This window comes from Bradyrhizobium stylosanthis (assembly GCF_001641335.1).
Classification (GTDB): Bacteria; Pseudomonadota; Alphaproteobacteria; order Rhizobiales; family Xanthobacteraceae; genus Bradyrhizobium; species Bradyrhizobium stylosanthis.
Genome location: NZ_LVEM01000004.1, coordinates 268,183 through 290,187, shown reverse-complemented (window position 1 = coordinate 290,187; position 22,005 = coordinate 268,183). Strand labels below are relative to the sequence as shown.

Annotated in this window: 19 protein-coding genes; 7 read left to right on the top strand and 12 right to left on the bottom strand. The window is 65.6% G+C overall.

Annotated elements, in window-relative coordinates; all coding sequences use genetic code 11:
- The first annotated feature begins 26 nt into the window (after positions 1-26).
- Genes A7X65_RS27830 through cnbZ form a run of 4 tightly spaced genes read left to right on the top strand, consistent with a single transcriptional unit; the run spans position 27 to position 5,001 of the window.
- On the top strand, positions 27-2,612 hold the full coding sequence (locus tag A7X65_RS27830) for an ATP-binding protein (protein WP_063691305.1): 2,586 nt from the start codon (positions 27-29) through the stop codon (positions 2,610-2,612).
- Complete coding sequence (locus A7X65_RS27825; protein WP_063691299.1) at positions 2,609-2,998, top strand: response regulator; 390 nt, start codon at positions 2,609-2,611, stop codon at positions 2,996-2,998. Before A7X65_RS27830 ends, A7X65_RS27825 begins: the two co-directional genes overlap by 4 nt.
- Entirely contained in the window at positions 2,995-4,245 is a 1,251-nt protein-coding gene (locus A7X65_RS27820; protein ID WP_063691297.1) for an adenylate/guanylate cyclase domain-containing protein, read from the top strand. Before A7X65_RS27825 ends, A7X65_RS27820 begins: the two co-directional genes overlap by 4 nt.
- Positions 4,246-4,254: 9 nt before the next feature.
- Complete coding sequence (gene cnbZ, locus A7X65_RS27815; protein ID WP_063691296.1) at positions 4,255-5,001, top strand: 2-amino-5-chloromuconate deaminase CnbZ; 747 nt, start codon at positions 4,255-4,257, stop codon at positions 4,999-5,001.
- Here the strand turns inward: cnbZ and A7X65_RS27810 are convergent.
- The 12 genes from A7X65_RS27810 to A7X65_RS27755 all read right to left on the bottom strand — a co-directional run bounded on the left by A7X65_RS27810 (position 4,998) and on the right by A7X65_RS27755 (position 19,033).
- Positions 4,998-5,885 carry an ABC transporter permease gene (locus A7X65_RS27810; RefSeq protein WP_063691294.1) on the bottom strand — a complete coding sequence of 296 codons (888 nt, stop codon included), beginning with the start codon at positions 5,883-5,885 and terminating at the stop codon, positions 4,998-5,000. The genes cnbZ and A7X65_RS27810 overlap by 4 nt on opposite strands.
- A 4-nt stretch (positions 5,886-5,889) precedes the next feature.
- Positions 5,890-6,831, bottom strand: a complete 942-nt coding sequence (locus tag A7X65_RS27805; protein WP_063692537.1) for an ABC transporter permease — start codon at positions 6,829-6,831, stop codon at positions 5,890-5,892.
- A 157-nt stretch (positions 6,832-6,988) separates the two neighbouring features.
- The gene (locus tag A7X65_RS27800; RefSeq protein WP_063691292.1) at positions 6,989-8,500 is read right to left on the bottom strand and encodes an ABC transporter substrate-binding protein; all 1,512 of its coding nucleotides are present in this window, start codon (positions 8,498-8,500) and stop codon (positions 6,989-6,991) included.
- A 23-nt stretch (positions 8,501-8,523) separates the two neighbouring features.
- The gene (locus tag A7X65_RS27795; protein WP_063691290.1) at positions 8,524-9,627 is read right to left on the bottom strand and encodes an ABC transporter ATP-binding protein; all 1,104 of its coding nucleotides are present in this window, start codon (positions 9,625-9,627) and stop codon (positions 8,524-8,526) included.
- Between the two features lie 175 nt (positions 9,628-9,802).
- Positions 9,803-10,792, bottom strand: a complete 990-nt coding sequence (locus A7X65_RS27790; RefSeq protein WP_063691289.1) for an ABC transporter ATP-binding protein — start codon at positions 10,790-10,792, stop codon at positions 9,803-9,805.
- Positions 10,789-11,499: a DUF1028 domain-containing protein gene (locus tag A7X65_RS27785; protein ID WP_063691288.1), complete on the bottom strand. Its 711-nt coding sequence runs from the start codon at positions 11,497-11,499 to the stop codon at positions 10,789-10,791. Before A7X65_RS27785 ends, A7X65_RS27790 begins: the two co-directional genes overlap by 4 nt.
- Before the next feature lie 9 nt (positions 11,500-11,508).
- The gene (locus A7X65_RS27780) at positions 11,509-13,314 is read right to left on the bottom strand and encodes a gamma-glutamyltransferase family protein (RefSeq protein WP_063691287.1); all 1,806 of its coding nucleotides are present in this window, start codon (positions 13,312-13,314) and stop codon (positions 11,509-11,511) included.
- An 82-nt stretch (positions 13,315-13,396) separates the two neighbouring features.
- A complete protein-coding gene (locus A7X65_RS27775) occupies positions 13,397-14,386 on the bottom strand; it encodes an ABC transporter ATP-binding protein (protein ID WP_063691285.1) in 990 nt (329 codons plus the stop codon).
- Positions 14,383-15,369 (bottom strand): ABC transporter ATP-binding protein, encoded by a 987-nt coding sequence (locus tag A7X65_RS27770; RefSeq protein ID WP_063691283.1) that lies wholly within the window; start codon positions 15,367-15,369, stop codon positions 14,383-14,385. Before A7X65_RS27770 ends, A7X65_RS27775 begins: the two co-directional genes overlap by 4 nt.
- 4 nt (positions 15,370-15,373) lie before the next feature.
- Positions 15,374-16,342: an ABC transporter permease gene (locus A7X65_RS27765; RefSeq protein WP_063691281.1), complete on the bottom strand. Its 969-nt coding sequence runs from the start codon at positions 16,340-16,342 to the stop codon at positions 15,374-15,376.
- Positions 16,343-16,352: 10 nt separating this feature from the next.
- Positions 16,353-17,333 (bottom strand): ABC transporter permease, encoded by a 981-nt coding sequence (locus A7X65_RS27760; RefSeq protein WP_063691279.1) that lies wholly within the window; start codon positions 17,331-17,333, stop codon positions 16,353-16,355.
- A 104-nt stretch (positions 17,334-17,437) separates the two neighbouring features.
- A complete protein-coding gene (locus A7X65_RS27755; protein ID WP_063691278.1) occupies positions 17,438-19,033 on the bottom strand; it encodes an ABC transporter substrate-binding protein in 1,596 nt (531 codons plus the stop codon).
- A 307-nt stretch (positions 19,034-19,340) separates the two neighbouring features.
- Here A7X65_RS27755 and A7X65_RS27750 point away from each other — a divergent pair, with 307 nt between their 5' ends.
- From A7X65_RS27750 to A7X65_RS27740, 3 genes are read left to right on the top strand one after another with little or no spacing between them, the layout of a single operon-like run.
- Positions 19,341-19,598, top strand: a complete 258-nt coding sequence (locus A7X65_RS27750; RefSeq protein WP_018648137.1) for a DUF6489 family protein — start codon at positions 19,341-19,343, stop codon at positions 19,596-19,598.
- Entirely contained in the window at positions 19,598-20,398 is an 801-nt protein-coding gene (locus tag A7X65_RS27745; protein ID WP_063691276.1) for an esterase/lipase family protein, read from the top strand. Before A7X65_RS27750 ends, A7X65_RS27745 begins: the two co-directional genes overlap by 1 nt.
- 48 nt (positions 20,399-20,446) lie before the next feature.
- Positions 20,447-21,997, top strand: a complete 1,551-nt coding sequence (locus tag A7X65_RS27740; RefSeq protein WP_063691274.1) for a WS/DGAT/MGAT family O-acyltransferase — start codon at positions 20,447-20,449, stop codon at positions 21,995-21,997.
- Positions 21,998-22,005 lie beyond the last annotated feature (8 nt).

Genomic DNA, 22,005 nt, shown 5'->3' with positions numbered 1-22,005 from the left:
CGGGTCTTCTTGCTAGGTTCCGGGGGATGACTCTCTCCCTCCATCCCGACACCCCGCAAGCCAGGACGTCGCCGAGCACGGCCGCGGATCGCGTCGCGCCCGGTGAAGGCGCGGGGCGGGGGATCAGGACCCGGCTGTTTGCCAAATATGTCGCGCTGTTCGTGGCGGTCGTCGCCATCGCGTTGCTGGCCAACGGCCTGTTCGAGGTCTTTTTCTATTACCGCGAGCACAAGGCCTCGCTGATCCGGGTCCAGCACGAGCAGGCCGAGGCGGCTGCGGCCAAGATCGGGCAGTTCGTCAAGGAGATCGAGAGCCAGCTCGGCTGGACCACGCAGCTGCCCTGGTCGGCCGGCTCGATCGAGCAGCGCCGGTTCGACGCGCTGCGGCTGCTGCGCCAGGTGCCGGCGATCACCGAGCTCGCCCAGGTCGATGCGTCGGGCAGGGAGCGGCTGCGGGTGTCGCGGCTCGCGATGGACGCGATCGATAGCGGGATCGACCTGTCCGACGACCCCAAATTCACCCAGGCGGTCGCGCACAAGGTATTCTATGGGCCGGTCTACTTTCGCAGGGACTCCGAGCCCTACATGACGCTGGCACAGGCCGGGTCGCGCAAGGACGCCGGCGTCAGCATCGCGGAGGTCAATCTGAAGCTGATCTGGGACGTCGTGTCCCAGATCAAGGTCGGCAAGGGCGGGCACGCCTACGTCGTCGGCCCGGAAGGGCGGCTGATCGCGCATCCCGACATCAGCCTGGTGCTGCGCAATACCGACATGTCGAACCTGGCACAGGTGCGCGCCGCGCTGGCAGGCGGTGGCACGATGAGCGACGCACTGTCCGAAGCGCGCAACATCCAGGGACAGAAGGTGCTGACCGCGTCGGCCCCGATCGAGCCGATGCACTGGACCATGTTCGTCGAGCTCCCGGTGGAGGAGGCCTATGCGGCGCTCTATGCCGCGCTGGAGCGGCTCGCATTGGTGCTGCTCGCAGCGTCGGTCTTCGCGGTGCTGGCCGGGATGTTCCTGGCGCGCCGCATGGTCGGACCGATCCAGGCGCTGCGCAGCGGCGCCGAGCGGATCGGCGGCGGCGATTTCGCCCAGCGCATCTCGATCAAGACCGGCGACGAGCTGGAAGGGCTCGCGGATCAGTTCAACCACATGGGCGAGCGCTTGCAGGAATCCTATGCCGGCCTCGAGAACAAGGTCGAGCAGCGCACCGCCGAATTGCGCGAATCGCTCGAGCAGCAGACGGCGACCGCCGAAATCCTCTCGTCGATGAGCGGATCGATGCACGACACCAAGCCGGTGTTCGATGCCATCGTCAGAAACCTGCTGCGGATGTTCGATACTCGCTTTGCGGTGGTCCAGACCGTCCAGGACGGGATCGTCCAGATGCCGGCGGCAGACGGCCAGCCTGGCTTCGAGCGGCTGACCGAGCGATATCCGCGCCCGCTGGCCGACGACACGATCGGCGGGCTCGCGATCCTGTCCAAGCAAACCGTGCAGTTCCAGCCGGTCCTTGGCAATCCCTCGGCTCCGGCCACGACGAAGGAGTTTGCGCGAGACTTCGGGTTCAATTCGGTCTTGTTCACACCGATGCTCCTGAGAGACAAGGTGATCGGGGCGATCGGCGTCGCTCGGGTGGAGGCGGTCGCCTTCGACGAAAAGCAGATCGCGCTGATTGCCTCGTTTGCCAACCAGGCCGTTATCGCGATCGAGAATACGCGCCTGCTGAACGAGCTTCGCATGCGTACGCGCGAGCTGTCGCAATCTCTCGACGATCTTCGCACCGCCCAGGATCGTCTGGTCCAGACCGAGAAACTTGCATCGCTCGGCCAGCTCACGGCCGGCATCGCGCACGAGATCAAGAACCCGCTCAACTTCGTCAACAATTTCTCCTCGGTCTCGACCGAGCTGATCGACGAGCTCAACGAGGTCCTGCAATCGACCGCGCTCGACGACAAGTCCAGGGAAGAGGTCGGCGAGCTGACCGCTATGCTCAAGGGCAATCTCGAGAAGGTGGTGCAGCACGGTAAGCGCGCCGACTCCATCGTCAGGAACATGCTGCTGCACTCGCGCCAGGGCTCCGGCGAGCATCGCCCCGTCGACATCAATGCGGTGGTGGAGGAGAGCCTCAATCTCGCCTATCACGGCGCGCGCGCCGAACGGCCCGCATTCAACGTCACGCTCGAGCGCGCCTTCGATCCCGCTGCAGGCATGGCAGACATCTATCCGCAGGAGATCACGCGCGTTCTTCTCAACCTGATCTCGAACGGCTTCTATGCCGCGGCCAAGCGCAAGGGAGACGCGGCGGGAGGTTTCGAGCCGACCTTGAGCGCGACAACCAGGAGCCTCGGCGACAAGGTCGAGATCCGGATCCGCGACAACGGCACCGGCATTCCGCCCGAGGTGAAGGAGAAGCTGTTCAGCCCGTTCTTCACGACTAAGCCGGCCGGCGAGGGCACCGGGCTCGGCCTGTCCATGAGCCACGACATCGTGGTGAAGCAGCACGGCGGCACCATCGACGTGAAGACCGACCCCGGTGTATTCACCGAATTCATCATCACGCTGCCGCGGACGATGGCAGCGGACGACACTCCCGGAGGCAAGACTTGAACGTTTATATCCTGGTCGTCGATGACGAGCCCGACGTCGAGCCGCTGTTCAGGCAGCACTTCCGGCGCGACCTGCGTGCCGGCCGGTTCCAGATGGAGTTTGCGCCCTCCGCGGCCGATGCGCTGAGGCGCGCCGCCGAGGTCCGCGACCCCTCGCTGATCCTGATCCTGTCCGATATCAACATGCCCGGCATGAGCGGGCTCGACATGCTGCCGAAGGTGCGCGCCGACTATCCGCACATTCCGGTCATCATGATCACCGCCTATGGCGACGCCGAGACGCGCCGGAAGGCGATCGAGCGCGGCGCCCACGGGCTCCTGACCAAGCCGATCGATTTTGCGCTGCTGCGTCAAGAGATCGATACGAGGCTCGAGCAAGCCGCATGACCGCGACCATCCTCTTTGTCGACGACGAGCCGGACCTCGAAGCACTGATCCTGCAGAAGTTCCGCAGGCAGATCCGCGACGGGCAACTCGCTCTCATGTTCGCCCGCGACGGCATCGAGGCGCTGGAGGCGCTGGAGCAGAATCCGCATGTCGACATGGTGGTCTCCGACATCAACATGCCGCGGATGGACGGATTGTCGCTGCTGGCGAAGCTGCAGGAGGCCGAAGTGAAGAAGTCCACCATCATCGTCTCGGCCTATGGCGACATGAGCAACATCCGCACCGCCATGAACCGCGGCGCGTTCGACTTCCTGACCAAGCCGATCGATTTCGCCGACCTGGAAACCACGATCCAGAAAACCATCCGCCACGTGGAGATGTTGCGCGACGTGCGGCAGCGCCAGGCGGAGGCCGAGCGCGCCCATGCCGCGCTGTCGCGCCATTTCTCGCCGCAGCTCGCCAAGCGCCTTGCAGCGAGCGGCGAGAGCGACGGCATCGAAGTGCAGTGGCGCGAGGTCGCGACCATCTTCACCGATATCACCGGCTTCACCTCGCTGGTCGAGAGTGCGCCGCCGGAGACGCTCGGCATGCTCCTCAACGAATATGTGGGCGGCATGACCGAGATCGCCTTCACCCATGAGGGGACGGTCACCAAGATCATCGGCGATGCGATCCAGGTGCTTTTCAACGCACCCGGCGACCAGCCGGACTATGCGACGCGCGCGGTCGCCTGTGCGCATGATCTCGACGTCTGGGCCGAGGCGTTTTCGGCGCGCTGGAGGGCAAGGGGCGTGAGTTTCGGAACGACCCGCATCGGCGTCCATGCCGGTCCCGCGCTGGTCGGCAATTTCGGCGGTAATCGCTTCTTCGACTACACCGCTTACGGTGACACCATCAACATCGCGGCACGGCTGGAAGCCGCCAACAAGCAGTTGGGGACGCGCATCTGCGTCAGTGCCACCGTGGCGAAGGAGGCCGATAATTTCCGCGGCCGGCCTGTCGGCGAGCTCATGCTGCGCGGACGCAGCGAACCGCTGCGCGCGTTCGAGCCGCTGCCGCAGCAGAAGTTCGAGGCGCCGGAGACGGCGCAATATTCCGACGCCTTTGCCAAGATGGAGGCCGGCGATGCCGCGGCCATGCCGGCCTTTGCCGCGCTGGTCGGCATGCACGCCGACGATTCGTTGGCCGGTTTTCACCTGAAGCGCCTGCTCAACGGCGCCAAGGGCATTCGCATGCAACTGGAATAGGAGCTCGTTATGGTCAGTGAATTCTCCGCCGGCAATTATCGTTTCATCCCGTCCGTGTTCCAGTATTCGGCCGGTGCCGCCGCGGATGCGGGCTACGAGATCGAGCGCGTCCGGTTCGATCGCCTGGTGCCGCTGGCCGAAGGTTTTGCGCTGGCCGCGAAATTCATCCAGGAGGCCGGGCGTCCGCTGACGGCGTTCTGCGCCTGCGAACTGCGCTCGCCGGCGGCCTTCAGCGAAGAGGGCTTTCGCGCGTTCAACCTGCACTACGTAAAGACACTGTCGGAATGGGGCATCTTCGACGGCACCACCAATCCGGTGGCGCGCAGCAATGTCTGTCCGGAGATCGATCCGCCGTCCGAGCCCTCGTTCTACGCGTTCTCCTTCACGCGCCCGTCGCGCTCGGGAGCGCCCAGCTTCGTCATCGCCGGCGGCGCCGAGGCCCGCGAGGGCAGCGGCACCTATGTCGAGCGCACCGTGCGCTACCGCGATCTCAGCCCGGAGGGTTTGCGCGAGAAGGTGCGATTCACCACCACGTCGCAGATGGAAAACCGGATGACGGCTTTCGGCTTCGGCTGGAAGGACACGACCGGCGTGCAGGCCTATTCGGTGCACGACTTCCACCACGCGCTGGTGGATGAGCTGGTCCGCCGCGGTGCGCTACGCTCCGGCCTGACCTGGCATTTCGCGCGGCCCCCGGTGGTCGATCTCGAATATGAGATGGACTGCCGCCGGGTGCTGCGGGAAGTGGTGATCTAGCGCTGCCTTGGGTCGAGCGCGTCGCGCAGGCCGTCGCCGAGCAGATTGAGCGACAGCACCACCAGGAAGATCGCAAGTCCCGGCCAGATCGCCATCCACGGCGCCTGGGTCAGGAAGCGCTGGGCCGCGTTGAGCATGCTGCCCCAGGACGGCGCCGGCGGCTGCTGGCCGAGACCGAGGAAGGACAGCGCGGCCTCGGCGATGATGGCCGCTGCGATGGAGAGCGTGGCCTGCACCAGCAACGACGGCAGGATGTTCGGCAGGATGTGCGAGATCGCGATCCGCCACGGCGGATTGCCGAGCGCGCGCGCGGCCTCGACATAGTCCTCGGCCTTGACGCTCAGCACCTGGCCGCGGGTCAGGCGGATGAAGATCGGGGTTGCCGAGATGCCGATCGCGATCATGGCATTGCCGAGGCTCGGACCGAGGAAGGCGGCGAGCGCAATCGCCAGGATCAGGAACGGGCAGGCCAGCATCGCATCGGTGATCCGGCTGATCAGCGCGTCGACAAAGCCGCCGCGATAGCCGGCGAGCAGGCCGAGCGGCACGCCGATGCCGAGCGCGATCGCCACCGAGATCAGGCCCGCCATCAGCGAAGCCCGCGCGCCGTAGACGATGCGGCTCAGGATGTCGCGGCCGAGCTCGTCGGTGCCGAACCAGTGCGCTGCGGTCGGCGGCTTGCGCACCAGGCTCCAGCTCGTCGCGATGGGATCGTAGGGTACGACCAGCGGCGCAAGGACCGCAAGCAGGATGAACGCCGTGATCACGACGAGCCCGAACACGGCGGCCTTGCGCTTGAACAGGCGCCGCCGCGCGCGGCGCGCCGGGCTGTCGAGCTCGTAACTTTGCGTGGCGGGGGCGGCTGGCAGCGCTGCGTCGGTCATCGCCTCACCCCCTCAGCCGCGGATTGACGAGGACGTAGGCGATATCGGCCACGAGGTTCAGCGTGATGTAGACGGTGGCGGTCACCAGCACCACGCCTTGCACCACCGCGTAGTCGCGGTTGAACACGGCATCCACGATCAGCTTGCCGAAACCGGGAATGGAGAAGATCTGCTCGGTCAGCACAGCGCCAGACAGCAGCGTGCCGAGCTCGAGCGCGCCGAGCGTGATGATCGGCGTCAGCGCGTTGCGCATGGCGTGCTTGAGGATGACCGAGCGCTCGGAGAGACCTTTCGCACGCGCGGTGCGGACATAATCGCTCTCCAGCACCTGGAGCATGGCGCTGCGGGTATGCCGCATCAGGATCGCGGAGATCGCGTTGCCGAGCACGAAGGCGGGCATGATGGTGGCGGCAAGGCTGGCGCGCCAGTTCTCGGTGAGCGGCACATAGCCCGAGGCCGGCAGCCAGCCGAGCTCGATCGAGAACAGGAAGATCAAGAGGATTCCGAGCCAGAAGTTCGGCGTCGAGATGCCCCACAGGGCGAAGAGATTGGCGCCATAGTCCCAGGCCGTGCCCTTCTTCACCGCGGAGACGATGCCGGCGGGGATGCCGATGAAGAACGCGATCAGGATCGCCATCGAGCCGAGCTGAAGCGTCACCGGCAGCTTCTGCGCGATCAGCTCGCGCACCGGCATCTTGTTGCGCAGGGACTCGCCGAAATTGCCTGTCAGCACGCCCTTGAGCCAGTAGACGTATTGCACCGGGATCGGCTGATCGAGCTTGTATTGCTGGCGGATCTGCTCGATCACGGCGGGATCGCGCTCCTCGCCGGCCATCACCAGCGCGGGATCGCCCGGGAGCAATTGCTGCAGCGAGAAGATCAGCACCGACACGAAGAACAATGTCGGCACGATCTGCGCGATGCGGCGGGCGAGGAAGTTCAGCATGGCGCGACCCGTGTCCCGGGCGCTGCGCAACATGCAATGTTGCGCTGCTGAACCGGGACCCAATGGCCGGAGCGCTTGACCGCTGTGGGTCCCGGCTCTGCGGTGCAGCGCTCGCGCGCTGCGCCGCGTCCGGGACGCGCACTCATCATCGGGCCCGTCACTTGAACTTCAGCCCGACCACGCGCACCAGCCCGTCGGGCATCTGACGATAGCCTTCGAGCTTCTTCGTGTGTGCGATCAGCAGCGTGCGGTGGTAGATGTAGATGATCGGCAGATCGTCGAGCAGGATCTTGGTCAGCTTCTCGTAGATCGCCTTGCGCTCCTCGACGTTGGACGTCATGCGTCCGTCTTCCAGCAGCTTGTCGGCCTCCGGGTTCGAATAGACGCCGTCGTTCTGCGGCGCCTTGCTGCGCATGAAGATGTAGGAATTGCCGTCGGGATCGATGCGGCCGCTCCAGTTGATCTGGAACACCTGGAACTCGCCGGACTGGGCCTGCTTGAAGGTGGTCGCGAACTCGACCGCGCGGATCTTGATGTCGAAGCCTGCCTCCGCGGCCATCGACTGGACCACCTGGGCGACGGCTTCGTTCTCCGCGCCTTTGGGGATCATGTAGTCGACGGTCACGGGCGTGGTGACGCCGGCTTCCTTCAGGAGCGCCTTGGCCTTGGCGACGTCGCGGCCGCGGACCGGGAAGGCCTTCTGGTAATAGGGATGTTTCGGGCTGACCCATTGATTGCCGGGTGTGAACTCGCCGTTGAAGACGACCTGGTTGATCGCTTCGCGATCGATCGACAGGTCGAGCGCCTGGCGGACTTTCGCCGACTGGCTCAGGGGGCCCTTGGTCTTGTCGTTGCCGATGTTGACGGTCAGGCCGAGATAGCCGAGCTCCGGCGCGGTCGACAGCACGAGGCGGGAATCGGCGCGGACATCCTTGATGTCGGTGGCGAGCACACGCTCGATCAGGTCGAGCCCGCCGGACTTGAGGTTGGCGAGGCGCACGGTGGCATCGACGATCGGCAGGAACACGACGCGGTCGATGTGGATGTTGTCCTTGTTCCAGTAGTCGGCGAACTTCTCGAACACCATGCGGTCCTGCTGGACGCGCTCGACGAACTTGTACGGACCGGCGCACACCGGATGCAGGCCGAACTTGTCGCCGGCCTCCTTGGCCGCCTTGGGCGACACCATCATGCCGGAGCGGTCGGTGAGCTGGGCGATCAGCGGCGAGTAGGGCGTCTTCAGCACCAGCTTGATGGTGAGGGGATCGACCACCTCGACATGGTCGACGCTGGCGAGCTCGGATTTGCGGAACGAGGTCGGCAGCGTCATGTGACGCTCGAGCGAGAATTTCGCGGCTTCGGCATCCAGCGGCTCGCCGTCGTGGAATTTGACGCCAGGCCGCAGCTTGATGGTCATCTCCTTGCCGTCAGCCGACGTTTCGTGGGACAGCGCGAGCTGCGGCACGATGTTGAGCTTCTCGTCGATGTCGAACAGCTTGTCGCAGAACGCGGAGAAGACGATACGGCCGACATAGGTGCGGCCGATGCTCGGATCGAGGATGTCCGGGTCCTCGGCGATGCCGATGCGAAGCGTGGTCTGGGCTTGGGCTGTGCCCACGAGCGACGTCAGCAGGGCCGACGCCAGGATTGCCAAACGCATGAAACTCATCGCTCTCAACCTCTGTTTAGCGGCTATCCGGGATCGGTCCCCAATGGACTAACCCCGCTGCCGCGCGCTGCTTCCGGGCCGCCGCTGAAGGCGGCGACCAATTTTTCAAGGATCGGCGAGAAACCGCCGTCGGACGGGACGATCGCCGCGGAGGACGGCAGTTCCGACGTTCGGTGGCAGGCCGTTGCATGTCCGATGCCATCCGGCACGAGCTGCGGCATTTCACTGCGGCAGCGCTCGATCACATAGGGGCAGCGGGTGTGGAAGCGGCATCCTCTCGGCGGGTTGAGCGCGCTGGGGATCTCCCCCTGCAGCACAATGCGGCTGCGCTTTGCCCGCGGTTTGGGCACGGGGATCGCGGACAGCAGCGCCCGGCTATAGGGATGACGCGGTGTGGCGAACAAATCGCCGGCATCGGCTTCCTCGACGATCTGGCCGAGATTCATCACGGCGACGCGGTCGGCGATGTGCTTGACCACGGCGAGGTCGTGCGAGACGAAGATATAGGCGAGGCCGAGCCGGTCCTGCAGCTCGCGCAGCAGGTTCAGGATCTGCGAGCGGATCGAGACATCGAGCGCCGAGACCGGTTCGTCGCAGATGATCAGCTTCGGCTCGACCGCGAGCGCGCGGGCGATCGCGATACGCTGGCGCTGGCCGCCGGAGAATTCGTGCGGATAGCGCCGGGCGAGCCGCGGCTCGAGGCCAACCAGCCGCAGGATCTCCGCGACGCGCTCGGCCCGCTGCACCGGCGGAACGAGATCGTGCAGCGCCAGCGGCTCGGTCAGGATCTGGCCGACCGTCATGCGCGGATTGAGCGAGGCGTAGGGGTCCTGGAAGATGATCTGCGCCTCGCGGCGGAATTTTCGCAGCGCGTCGGCATCGAGCGAGAGAAGGGCGCGGCCGTCGAAGCGTATCGCGCCAGCGTCCGGCTCGATCAGCCGCAGCACCAGGCGGCTGACGGTGGATTTGCCGCAGCCGGATTCGCCGACCAGCGCCAGCGTCTTGCCGGCGTCGAGCGAAAAGGATACGCCGTCGACGGCCTTCACATGCGCCAGCGCGCGGCCGAACAGCGAGCGCTCGGCGACGAAATGCTTGACCAGGCCGTTGACCTCAAGGAGCGTCGTCATCGGCCTTGCTCCCCGCGAATTCCCATCTCGTGTCCCGGGCGCGGCGCAACGCGAAGTGTTGCGACGCTGAACCGGGACCTAGATTGTTGTTGCATGGGCCCCGGTTCAGCAGCGCACCACGGCGCTTCGCTTGTACTGCGCTGCGCCCGGGGAACGAGAGGAGGGAGCGCGGCCATCACGACACCAACAGTTCGAGCGGTGCGCGGATGCAGCGCGAGAGGTGGCCGGGGCTGATCTCGACCAGTGGCGGCGGCGCCGTCGTGCAGGCGTCCAGCACGAACGGACAGCGCGCAGCGAAGCGGCAGCCGGCAGGCGGCTGCGCCATGTTCGGGACCATGCCCTCGATCGTCGCCAGTTGCTCGGTACGGTGGTCGAGCCGCGGGATCGAGCCGAGCAGGCCGACAGTGTAGGGATGCTGCGGCATGGAAAACAGCTCGTCCACCGGCGCGCGTTCGACGATCTCGCCGGCATACATCACCGCGACCTCGTCGCAGACTTCGGCGACGACACCGAGATCGTGCGTGATCAGGATGATGGCGGCGCCGCTCGCAGCCTTCAATTCGCGCATCAGCTCGAGGATCTGGGCCTGCAGGGTGACGTCGAGCGCGGTGGTCGGCTCGTCGGCGATCAGGAGGCGCGGATCGCAGGCGAGTGCCATCGCGATCATCACGCGCTGGCGCATGCCGCCGGAGAGCTTGTGCGGATATTCGTCGATCCGCCGCTCCGGCGAGGGAATGTGGACGCGGCGCAGGAGCTCGATCGCCCGCTCGCGCGCGCCCTTCCGCGAGCCGCCGCGATGACGCAAGATCGTCTCGATGATCTGGTCGCCGATGGTGAAGCTCGGATTGAGCGAGGTCATCGGCTCCTGGAAGATCATCGCCAGCCGGTTGCCGCGCAGGTCGCGCAGGGTCTGGTCTGGCGTCTGCAGCAGGTCAAAGCCGTCGAAGCGGATCGCACCCGATATTTCCGCGCTCTGCTTCGGCAACAGGCCCATGATCGCCAGCGACGTCACGCTCTTGCCGCAGCCGGATTCGCCGACGAGGCCGAGGGTTGCGCCATTGGCGACGCTGAGATCGACGCTGTCGACCGCGTGTGTGATGCGGCCGTCGTCGCCGTGGAAGCGGATGCGCAGATCCTTGATCTCGATGAGGGGGCTCGTGCTCATGCTTGTCTTGCGCGCGCGGCGGCGATGGTGGCCTCGATGACGCTGCGATCGGTGTTGCCGGCCGGGTTTTGCCGCGTCGGCATGGAGGGACGGAAATGCACCCAGAGCTCCTGGCTGACGCGTTCGAGCCGTTCGAGCTCGCCGAGCGGATCGGGATGATCGTCGGCGCGAATGTCCAGCGCCGGCCATTCCTCCTCGCCGTGGATCAGCAGCGCGGCGGACTGCTTGCCGCGCTTGTCGCCGCCGGCGGCTTCGCCGGCGCGCATCGCCGCGAGCAGGCGGCGCGGAAAGGGCAGGCTGTCATTGGCGATGTAGGTCTTTGCGGTCTCGTCGAGCACGTCGGCGCCTGCCAGCATGTTGCCGGCGATCGAGAAGCCGCTGCCGGCGACGTGGCCGCACCAGTCGACGCAGTCGCGCCCGGTATGCGCCGCGATCTCGCCGCTGGCGTCCATGATGTGGAGCTGGCGGCTTTCGCGGCCATCGTCGGTCGCCAGCAGCGTGGCGAGCACGTCATGGACGTTGAGGCCCTCGCGCAAGAGCTTGACGCCGTCGATGCCGTAATAGGGATTGACGAAGGCCTGGGTCGCGATCGCGCCGAGTCCGGCGGCGATATAGGGCACGCGCGCGCCGACCGCGAAGAAGCGGGTCGCAACCGCGATGCCGAACTGGCCGGTGGCAGGGTCTCGCGCGATGATCGACCAGGTCATGTGCTGCCTTCAACGTCCCGCGGCGTAGCCTTGCATGCCGCGCGGATTGGCGGCGGCACGCCGGCGTACGCCGACGCGCGAGGCCGCGGTGAGACGGCCTTCCGACCAGTCGGGGCCGACCTCGACGATGTGCCCGCGTTCGCGCAGGCTCTCGATGGTCGCCTTCGGCACGCGGTTCTCGACCACGAGCACGCCGGGGCGGGCGGTGCGCGGCCAGAACGAGATCGGGAAGTGCTCGGAATGCCAAGCCGGCGCGTCGATCGATTCCTGGAGGTTGAGATTGCAATGGACGTGGCGCAGGAAGAACTGCGTGATCCACTGATCCTGCTGGTCGCCGCCGGGCGAGCCCCAGGCGAGGTAAGGCTCGCCGTCGCGCAGCGCCATGGTCGGCGACAGCGTCGTGCGCGGCCGCTTGCCCGGCGCGAGCGAGCCCGGCTGGTTCTCCTCCAGATCGAACATTTGCGCGCGGCTGCCGAGGCAGAAGCCCAGCTCGGGAATGACAGGCGAGGATTGCAGCCAGCCGCCTGATGGCGTCGAGGACACCATGTTGCCGGCCTTGTCGATGATGTCGAAATGCACGGTGTCGCCGCGCACCTCGCCGAAGCGCCCCACGGTTGGCTCGCCGGCGCCGAGCGCGCCGACGGCCTCGCGTTGGCCTTCCGCGCGGCGCAGCTTGACCACGCCGCCGAAGCCTTCGACCGTGCCGGGCCGGAGATCGAGCGAAGCCTTCTCGGTGACCAGCTTGCGGCGCTCGTCGTTATAGGCATCCGACAGTAGCGTCGCGATCGGGATCTCGCTGAACTTGGGATCGCCGTAGAATTTCTCGCGGTCGGCGAAGGCGAGCTTGGCGCATTCGATCTGGAGATGGATGAATTCGGGCCCGGTCGGATCGAGCCCATCGAGCGCAAAGCCCTTCAGTAGCGCGAGCTGCTGCAGCGTGACCGGACCCTGGCTCCAGACGCCGGCCTTGCAGACGGTGTAACGGCCGTAGTCGTAGGTCAGCGGTGCCTCGACCGTCGGCTGCCAGCGCGCCATGTCGTCGGCTGTGAGCACGCCGCGATGCGGCGAGCCGCTGACATCCATGACCTCTTGCGTGCGGCAGAACTTGTCGATGGCCTCGGCGACAAAGCCTTGCGACCAGGCCTTTCGCGCACGCTCGATCTCGGCATCGCGGCCGCCGCCGCCGTTCTCGGCTTCGTTCAGGATCCGGGTGTAGGTCGCCGCCAGCGTCTTGTTGGTGAACATCGAGCCGGGCTTCGGCACCTCGCCATTGGGCAGGTAGACCGCAGCCGACGTCGGCCAGTGCTTGCGGAACAGCTGCTCGACGGTCTGAATCGTCGCGCAGGCGCGTTCGACCAGCGGATAGCCGTCGCGGGCATAGGAGATGGCAGGTTCCAGCACGTCGCGCACGCGCATGGTGCCGTAGTCACGCAGCAGCATCATCCAGGATTCGAAGGTGCCGGGAACGCAGGCCGCGAGCAGGCCGGTGCCGGGCACCATGTCGAGGCCTTCGCTCTTGTAATGCGCGATGGTGGCGCGCGCCGGGGCAGGGCCCTGGCCGCAGATCACTTCGGTGCGGCCGCGCTTGACGTCATGGACGATAATGGGGACGTCGCCGCCGGGGCCGTTCAGATGCGGTTCGACCACCTGGAGCGTGAACGCGGTGGCGACGCCCGCGTCGAAGGCGTTGCCGCCCTTTTCCAGGATGGCCATGCCGACGGCGGTCGCGATCCAGTGTGTGGTGGCGACAACGCCGAACGTACCCTCGATCTCGGGACGCGTCGTGAAGGGATCGGGATTGACGTTGCTGGCCATGGGCTACCTCATTTGCGGCGCGCGCAATTGATCACAACCGGCACTGGGATGCCAAATGCACAGGCCGCATGGCACGCGCGCGTTAGGCCGGGACCGGCGCGGTGTTCACCGCGTGGCAGGCGACGCCGTCGATCAGTTCCGGGGTTTCCTTGCGGCAAAGATCGAACGCCAGCGGGCAGCGCGGATTGAAGGCGCAGCCGGGCGGCGGATTGATCGGGTTCGGAATCTCGCCCTTCACCGGAATGCGCTGGCGGCCGCTCATCGCCAGATCCGGCACGGCGCCCAATAACATCTTGGTGTAGGGCATGCGAGGGCGGGAAAACAGCTCGCGTCCCTCCGCGATCTCGACGATGCGGCCGAGATACATCACCCCGACGCGGCTCGCCATGTGACGGACCACGGCGAGGTTGTGGCTGATGAACATGTAGGTCAGGCCGAACTTGTCCTGGAGATCGCGCATCAAATTGAGGATCTGCGCCTGAACGGAGACGTCCAGCGCCGAGGTCGGCTCGTCGCAGACGATGAACTCGGCGTTGGAAGCGAGCGCCCGTGCGATTGCGATACGCTGGCGCTGGCCGCCGGAGAATTCGTGCGGAAACTTCAGGCGATCGTCGGGATGCAGGCCGACAAGGCTGAGCAATTCGCCGACGCGCGCCTGGATGTCGCGCTCGCCCTGGATCAGATCGAAGGCGCGGATCGGCTCGGAGATGATGGCATCGACCCGGAAGCGCGGGTTCAGGCTCGCATAGGGATCCTGGAAGATCATCTGGATGCGGCGGCGCAGCTTGCGCCGCGCCGGCGCCTGCCTGGGATCGGCCATCGAGATGCCGTCGATCAGCACGTCGCCGGAGCTCGGCGGCAGCAGGCCGACCACCATCCGCGCCACCGTGGTCTTGCCCGAGCCGGACTCGCCGACCAGCGCAAAGGTCTCGCCCTTGCGGATGTCGAAGGTGACGTGATCGACGGCCTTGAGGTATTCGAGATGGCCGCCTTCCAGCACGCGGTTGAGCCAGGGCTTCGAGACGTCGAAGACGCGGCGCAGATTGGTAGCCTGGACGAAGGGCGTGCTCATGCCGCGGTCTCCGCCGGCGCAGTGTCATAGAGATGGCAGGCCACGGACTGTGTGCCGCGCGACAGGGGCTCCGGCCGGTCGACCCGGCAGCGATCGAAGGCGGATGCGCAGCGCGGGTTGAACGAGCAGCCGCGCGGGATCGCCGACAGGCGCGGCATCGAGCCGGGGATCTGCACCAGGCGCTTGTCCTCGCCGGCCAGCGTCGGGATCGCGCCCATCAGCCCCTTGGCGTAGGGATGCAACGGATTTCTCACGACGTCCTGTACCGGGCCGATCTCGGCGACGCGGCCGGCATACATCACCGCGACGCGGTCGGAGGTTTCGGCGATCACGCCCATGTCGTGGGTCACCAGCATCACGGCGGTGCCGTGGTCGCGGCCGAGCCGCTTGATCAGCGAGATGATCTGGGCCTGCACGGAGACGTCGAGGGCGGTGGTCGGCTCGTCCGCGATGATCAGTTCGGGCTCGGCGCAGATGGCGAGCGCAATCACCACGCGCTGGCGCATGCCGCCGGAGAATTCGTGCGGATAGCCGTCGATGCGCTTCTCCGGCGCGGGGATGCCGACCTCGGCCAGCAGGTCGATGGCGCGGCGGCGAGCGGCCGTTTCGGAGAGATTGAGATGGGTCCGGATCGTCTCCACGATCTGGTCGCCGACCTTGTAGAGCGGATTGAGCGAGGTGAGCGGGTCCTGGAAGATCATGCCGATGCGCTTGCCGCGGACGCGGCGCATCTCCTCCGGAGGGAGGTTGTCGATCCGCATTCCTGCAAGGCGGATCTCGCCGCCGGCAATGCGGCCGGGCGGATCGATCAGGCCGATCACCGCGAGGCCGGTGACGGACTTGCCGGCGCCGGATTCGCCGACCACGCCCAGCACCTCGCCCTTGGCGATATCGAAGGAGACGTCGTCGATGGCGCGCAGCGTGCCGCGGCGCGAGGCGAACTCGACCTGAAGGTTACGCACGGAAAGAACGGGTTCGGTCATGGCCTCAGCGAAGTTTCGGGTTAAGCGCGTCGCGCAGCCAGTCGCCGAGCAGGTTGATCGACAGGATCAGGGCTGCGAGCGCGAGCCCGGGGAAGGCGACGATCCACCATTCGCCGGCGAACAGATAGTTGTTGCCGATGCGGATCAACGTGCCGAGCGAGGGCATGGTGTCGGGGAGGCCGACGCCGAGGAAGGACAGCGTCGCTTCCGTGATGATGGCGAGCGCGAGGTTGATGGTGGCGATGACCAGGATCGGGCCCATCGTGTTCGGCAGCACATGCCGCAGCATGATCTTGGGCGCGGGCAGGCCGATCAACTGCGCGGCGGCCACGTAGTCCTTGTTCTTCTCGACCATCACGGAGCCGCGCACGGTCCGGGCGTAACCCACCCAGAAGCTGAGGCCGATCGAGATGACGAGCACGAACAGCATGCTGGTGGCATCCAGCCGGTTGCCGAGGATCGATTTCGCGATGCCGTTGACCAGCAGCGCGATCAGGATGGCGGGGAAGGTGAGCTGAACGTCGGCGATCCGCATGATCACGCCGTCGACCGCGCCGCCGAAATAGCCGGCGATGAGGCCGAGCGCGATGCCGAGCGCACCGGCGAAGATCACGCCCGCGACACCGACGGCAAGCGAGATGCGCATGCCGTAGAGAATGGCGGAGAACACGTCGCGGCCCTGCTCGTCGGTGCCGAGCAGGAACGGGCTCTGGCCGTCGGCGGTCCAGAGCGGCGAAATCCGCGAATTCATCAGCTGGAGCTGTGCCGGATCGAACGGGTTCTGCACCGCTAGCACGGATGCGAAGATCGCAAGCAGGAAGAACAGGACCGTGATGGTGGCCGCGACCATGGTGAGCTTGGAGCGGCGGAACGAATAAAACACGTCGCTGTCGAGCGCGCGGCTGAGCCAGCCGCGCGCGTGCGCCGGCTGCGTGCTCTGCCCGTTGGAATTGGAGACGACTGCGTCGGACATGCAGGCTGCCTTATGCGGCGCGGCCGACCGTCGCGCGGAGGCGCGGGTCGACCACGGTGTAGAGAATGTCGACCACCAGATTGATGGTGACGAAGATCAGCGAAACCATCAGCAAATAGGCGGCCATGATCGGGATATCGACGTTTTGCACGGCCTGGACGAACAGAAGTCCCATGCCCGGCCACTGGAACACGGTTTCGGTGATGATCGAAAATGCAATAACCGAGCCAAACTGCAGTCCGGCCACCGTGATCACGGGAATGAGGGTGTTCTTCAGCGCGTGGCCGAAATGGATCGCACGGGTGGTCAGCCCTCGCGCGCGCGCGAAGCGGATATAATCGGTCCGCAGCACTTCGAGCATCTCCGCGCGCACCAGCCGCATGATCAGCGTCATCTGGAACAGGCCGAGCGTGATCGAGGGCATGATCAGCGCCTTGAGGCCCGACAGCGTGAGCAGGCCCGTCGTCCACCAGCCGAGCTTCACCACCTCGCCGCGGCCGAACGAAGGCAGCCAGCCCAGTGTGACCGCGAACAGATAGATCAGCAGGATGCCGATCAGGAAGGTCGGCAGCGAGATGCCGATCAACGAGACCGCCTGGAATAATTTGGCGAGTGCGGTGTCGCGCTTGAGCGCGGAATAGACGCCCATCAGGATGCCGAACACCATCGCGAACACGGTCGCGCAGATCGCAAGTTCCAGCGTCGCCGGCATGCGTTCGCTCAACAGCGCCGAGACCGGCTGGCGAAACTGGTAGGAAACACCGAACTTGAACTGCGCGGCATCGGCGAAATAGCGCACGAACTGCACCGGCACGGGATCGTCGAGGCCGAGCGACTTGCGCACGGCTTCGCGTTCGGCCGCCGAGGTGTCGATCGAGACGATCTGGTTGACGGGGTCACCGGCGAAACGGAACATCGAGAACGCGATGATGCCGACGGCGAACATGACGCCGATGGCCTGAACGGCGCGGCGAAGCGTGAAAGCGAGCATGCCTTCCACTTTCCTTGGGTAAGCAGACGGCCGACGTCCTTGTCGGCCGGAAAAGGAAAGGTCCCGGAAGCCTGACGCTGCCGGGACCTCGTGTTCAATCGACGCTATTCCTTCTTGGTCGCCCAGTGGAACATGACGAGATTGTCGGCACGCTGCGGCAGGTTGACCTTCTTCGAAACGCCCCAGGCCAGCGCCTGCTGGTGCAGCGGAATGTACGACCAGTCCTTGTTGCCGATCTCGTAGGCCTGCTTGATCAGCTGGTTGCGCTTGGCAGTGTCGGTTTCGACAAGCACCTTGTCGGTGATCGCGTCGAATTCCTTGTTGCAGTAACCGCCGAGATTGGCTTCGCCGCGCGAGGATTTCGCATCGTCGCGGCAGCCCATGATGTCATAGAGCACGTTGTGGGAGTCCATCGTGCTCGGCGTCCAGCCCAGCATGTAGAACGAGGTTTGGTAGCCGCCCTGCTTGAGCACCTTGGCGAAGTACTGCGCCTTCGGCTGCGCCAGCAGATTGATCTTGACGCCGATGCGGGCGAGCATGCCGACCACGGCCTGGCAGATCGCGGCGTCGTTGACGTAGCGATCGTTCGGGCAGTCCATGGTGACCTCGAAGCCGTCGGGATAGCCGGCCTCGGTCAGGAGCTTCTTGGCGCCGTCGGGATCGAATTTCGGCCGCGTGAACTCCTTGGACAGTGCGAACAGTTCCGGCGCGATCATCAGCGCCGACGGCGTCGACAGCCCGCGCATGACGCGCGTCTTGATCAGCTCGATGTCGATCGCCTTGTAGAAGGCCTCGCGGACGCGGGCGTCCTTGAACGGGTTCTTGCCCTTGATGTTGGAGTAAAGCAGCTCGTCGCGCACCTGGTCGAAGCCGATGAAGATGGTGCGCAGCTCGGGTCCCTTCAGCACCTGGGCGTTCGGGCTGGAATCGACCCGGGAGATGTCCTGGATCGGCACCGGCTCAATGACGTCGACTTCGCCCGAGAGCAGCGCGGCGACGCGGGTTGCGTCGGAGGAGATCGGGGTGAAGATGATCTCCTTCAGATTGCCCTCGACCTTGCCCCAGTAATTGGGGTTGGCCTTGAACACCGTCTTCACGCCGGGCTGATGGCTTTCGATGATGAAGGGCCCGGTGCCGTTCTCATGGAGCGAGGCGTAGCTCGGCGTGGTCGCCGCCACCGGCGTCGGGTCGACGACGTTGTTCTCCTCGGCCCATTTCTTGTCCATGATGTACCAGACATCCCACGAGTTATGCAGGATGGGATTGGGCGAGGACAGCACGAAATCGACGGTGTAGTCGTCGACCTTGACCACCTTGACGTCGGGCGCAAGGCGGGTCTGCATGTTGGACCCCTTCTTGCGGACGCGATCGGCCGAGAAGACCACGTCGTCGGCGGTGAAGGGGTCGCCGTTGTGGAATTTCACGCCCTTGCGCAAATGGAAGCGCCAGCGGGTCGGCTCCGGGGTTTCCCAGCTTTCGGCCAGCGCCGGGATGATCTTGAGGTCCTTGTCGCGTGCGGTGAGGCCTTGATAGACGTGGCCGAGATGCGCGTGGGTGGTGCTCTCGTTGAGCGTATAGGGATCGAGCGACTTCAGGTCACCCTGGTTGGCATAACGTAGCGTCTGGCTCCACGCCGACGTGACCGTCAACGCAAGCGTACCGGCGAGCGTCGCCGCAAACAGACTTCGACCGACTGACATTCTTGACCCTCTCCACACCGCCTCGCCGGTGATTTTTGATTGTTCGGCGGGGCTGACTGATCCATGTTGCCCAGAGTTATCGACCCGTGCAAGCGCCATTCCAGCAAGGAACGCGCCAAGTTGCACCGCTGTGCAGCAATGCTGCCCCCGCATTGACGGGCGGATGGATGCGGGTGCAGGCGATTTGATTGACCATACCCGGCGATTGCGCAAGCCGGCGCCCGGCCGCCGCCATCAGGTCGCTTGCGTCGCACCACAACTCGCGGCGATACTCCGCCAGGCCGCTCGAATCTGATCCGGAGGGGACATGAAAGTTAACATCGAAATCGACTGCACCCCCCTTGAGGCCCGCCAGTTCTTTGGCTTGCCCGACGTGGCGCCGATGCAGACGGCGGTGATGGACAAGCTGCAGCAGCAGGTCCTCAGCAACATCGAGAAGGTCTCGCCGGAATCGCTGATCCAGAGCTGGTTCACCTTCGATCCCAAGATCGCCGAGCGGTTTCAGGACATGTTCGTCACCATGGCCGGTCTCGGCAGCCCGCGCAGTAGCGACAAGAAGAAATAGTGCGGTCCGGGCCGGACGGAGCTCAGGATTCGGGCCGGCTCCGTCCGCCGGCCCTCGGCCTGCTGCTGGCCGAAGCCCGCGGACTGTTCGAGTTCAACGCGAGCCTGCTGCTCTCGCCGCTCCTGATGCGCGCACCGAGGGGCGACGGCCACCCGGTGCTGGCGCTGCCCGGTTTTCTCGCCAGCGATCTGTCGATGGCGCCGATGCGCCGCTATCTCAGCGAGCTCGGCTATGAGGCACATGCCTGGCGGATGGGCCGCAATCTCGGCGGGCTGGGACGGATGCGGGATTCGCTGCGGGCCCGGCTCACCGAAATCCATGCCGCGACCGGGCGCAAGGTCAGCCTGGTCGGATGGAGTCTTGGCGGCGTCTATGCCCGCGATCTCGCGCTCTGGGCGCCCGACAAGGTCCGCTATGTCATCACGCTCGGCAGCCCTTTTGCCAACGACGTGCGGGCAACCAACGCCACGCGGCTCTACGAGGCGCTGTCCGGCGAGCGGGTCGAGGATCTTGCGGAAGCGCGCGAAGCCATCGCGGGCGATCTGCCGGTGCCGGCGACGTCGATCTATTCGCGCGCCGACGGCGTCGTGAACTGGCGGACCTGCCTGCTCAGGCCCTCGGACCGCGCCGAGAACATCGAGGTGCATCTGGCGAGCCATCTCGGGCTCGGCGTTAACCCTGCGGCGCTGTGGGCCGTGGCGGACCGGCTGGCGCAACCGGAGGGGGAGTTCTGGCCATTTGACCGGGCCGGGCCCTTTGCCATTGCATATGCCCCGCCGGAGCGGGCAGTATCGGCCTGACGAGAAGCGCCGGCAAAAGGCGCCCGTCAAATAAGAGCGGAGGGAACTATGGCTGACGGTAAGAAACTGTCGTCGCTGGACGCGTCATTTCTGTATCTGGAAACGCCTGAGATGCCGATGCACGTCGGCAGCATGGCGATCTTTCGCCTGCCCGACGACTACAAGGGCGACTTCTTCGAAGACTTCAAGGCGATGATCGTCTCGCGCCTTCATATTGCGCCTATCCTCAAGGCGCGGCTGGAGAAGGCGCCGCTCGACATCGACCATCCCTCCTGGGTCGAGGACGACCAGTTCGACATCGATCGTCACATCTTCCGCGCTAGCCTGCCGCAGCCGCGCGACCGCGCCACGCTCGAGCGCATCGTCGGCTGGATGCATGCCAAGCTGCTGAACCGGGCGCGCCCGCTCTGGGAGTTCTATGTCTTCGAAGGCATGAAGGACAACGAGGTCGGGCTCTATTCCAAGATGCACCATGCCGCGATCGACGGCGGGGCCGGCGCCGCGCTGACCAATATGATCTACGACATCTCGCCGATCCCGCGGCAGGTCGATCCGCCGACAGGTGGGGCTAAGCCCGGACAGGAGCCGCGCGACATCGCCGCGAACCTGCTCGATTCCTATCAGCAGCTGTTCAACCAGCCGCTCGATGCCGGCAAGGCCGCCCAGAATCTGCAACTGCCGCGCACCGGCAAGAGCGACATCGGCTCGATCCTGTTCGACAACGCGATGTACCAGATCGAGAGCGCGGTGCGCTTTGCCGGCAACATCCCGACCATGGTCAAGAGCGTCTCCGAGGTGCTCGGCAAGGTCTCCGATCCCAAGTCGCGGGAGAGCCTCGCCAGCATGGTGTCGCCGCCGACCATGCTCAACAAGACCATCTCGTCGGAACGCAGCTTTGCCGGCGTATCGATCCCGCTGTCGCGGGCGAAGGCGCTGGCCAAGCAGGCGGGCGGCAAGCTCAACGACGTCGTGCTGGCGCTCGCCTCCGGCGTGGTCCGCCGCTACCTCCTGCAATACGGCACGCTGCCGGCGAAATCCCTGACCGCCGCCGTGCCGATCTCGCTGCGCGAGGAGGGCAACACCGAGGCCAACAACCAGGTGTTCGGCATGATCTGCGCGATCGCGACCAACATCGACGATCCCAAGACGCGTCTCGAGGCGATCATCGCGCAATCGACCAAGTCCAAGGAGATGTCGCATCCACTGCGCGCGCTGATGCCCCAGGTCTCCAACATCTCGATGCTGGGCGCGCCGATCATGGTGCAGATCCTGGCGCTGCTCTACAGCCGCTCGAATTTGTCGGACGTGCTGCCGCCGGCCGCCAACATCACGGTGTCCAACGTGCCCGGGCCGCGGCAGACGCTCTATGCCGCCGGCGCCGAGCTGCTGCACATCTTCCCGGTGTCGATCTCGACGCACGGGCAGGCGCTCAACATCACCGTGCAGAGCTATCGCGACCAGCTCGATTTCGGCTTCATCGTCGGTGCCAACATCATTCCGCATGTCCAGGTGATGTGCGACATGCTGCCGGAGGAGTTCGCCGCGCTGGAGGCTGCCTATGCGCCGCCTGCGTCGAACATCAAGGGCGCGGCCGAGTAGGACATTCG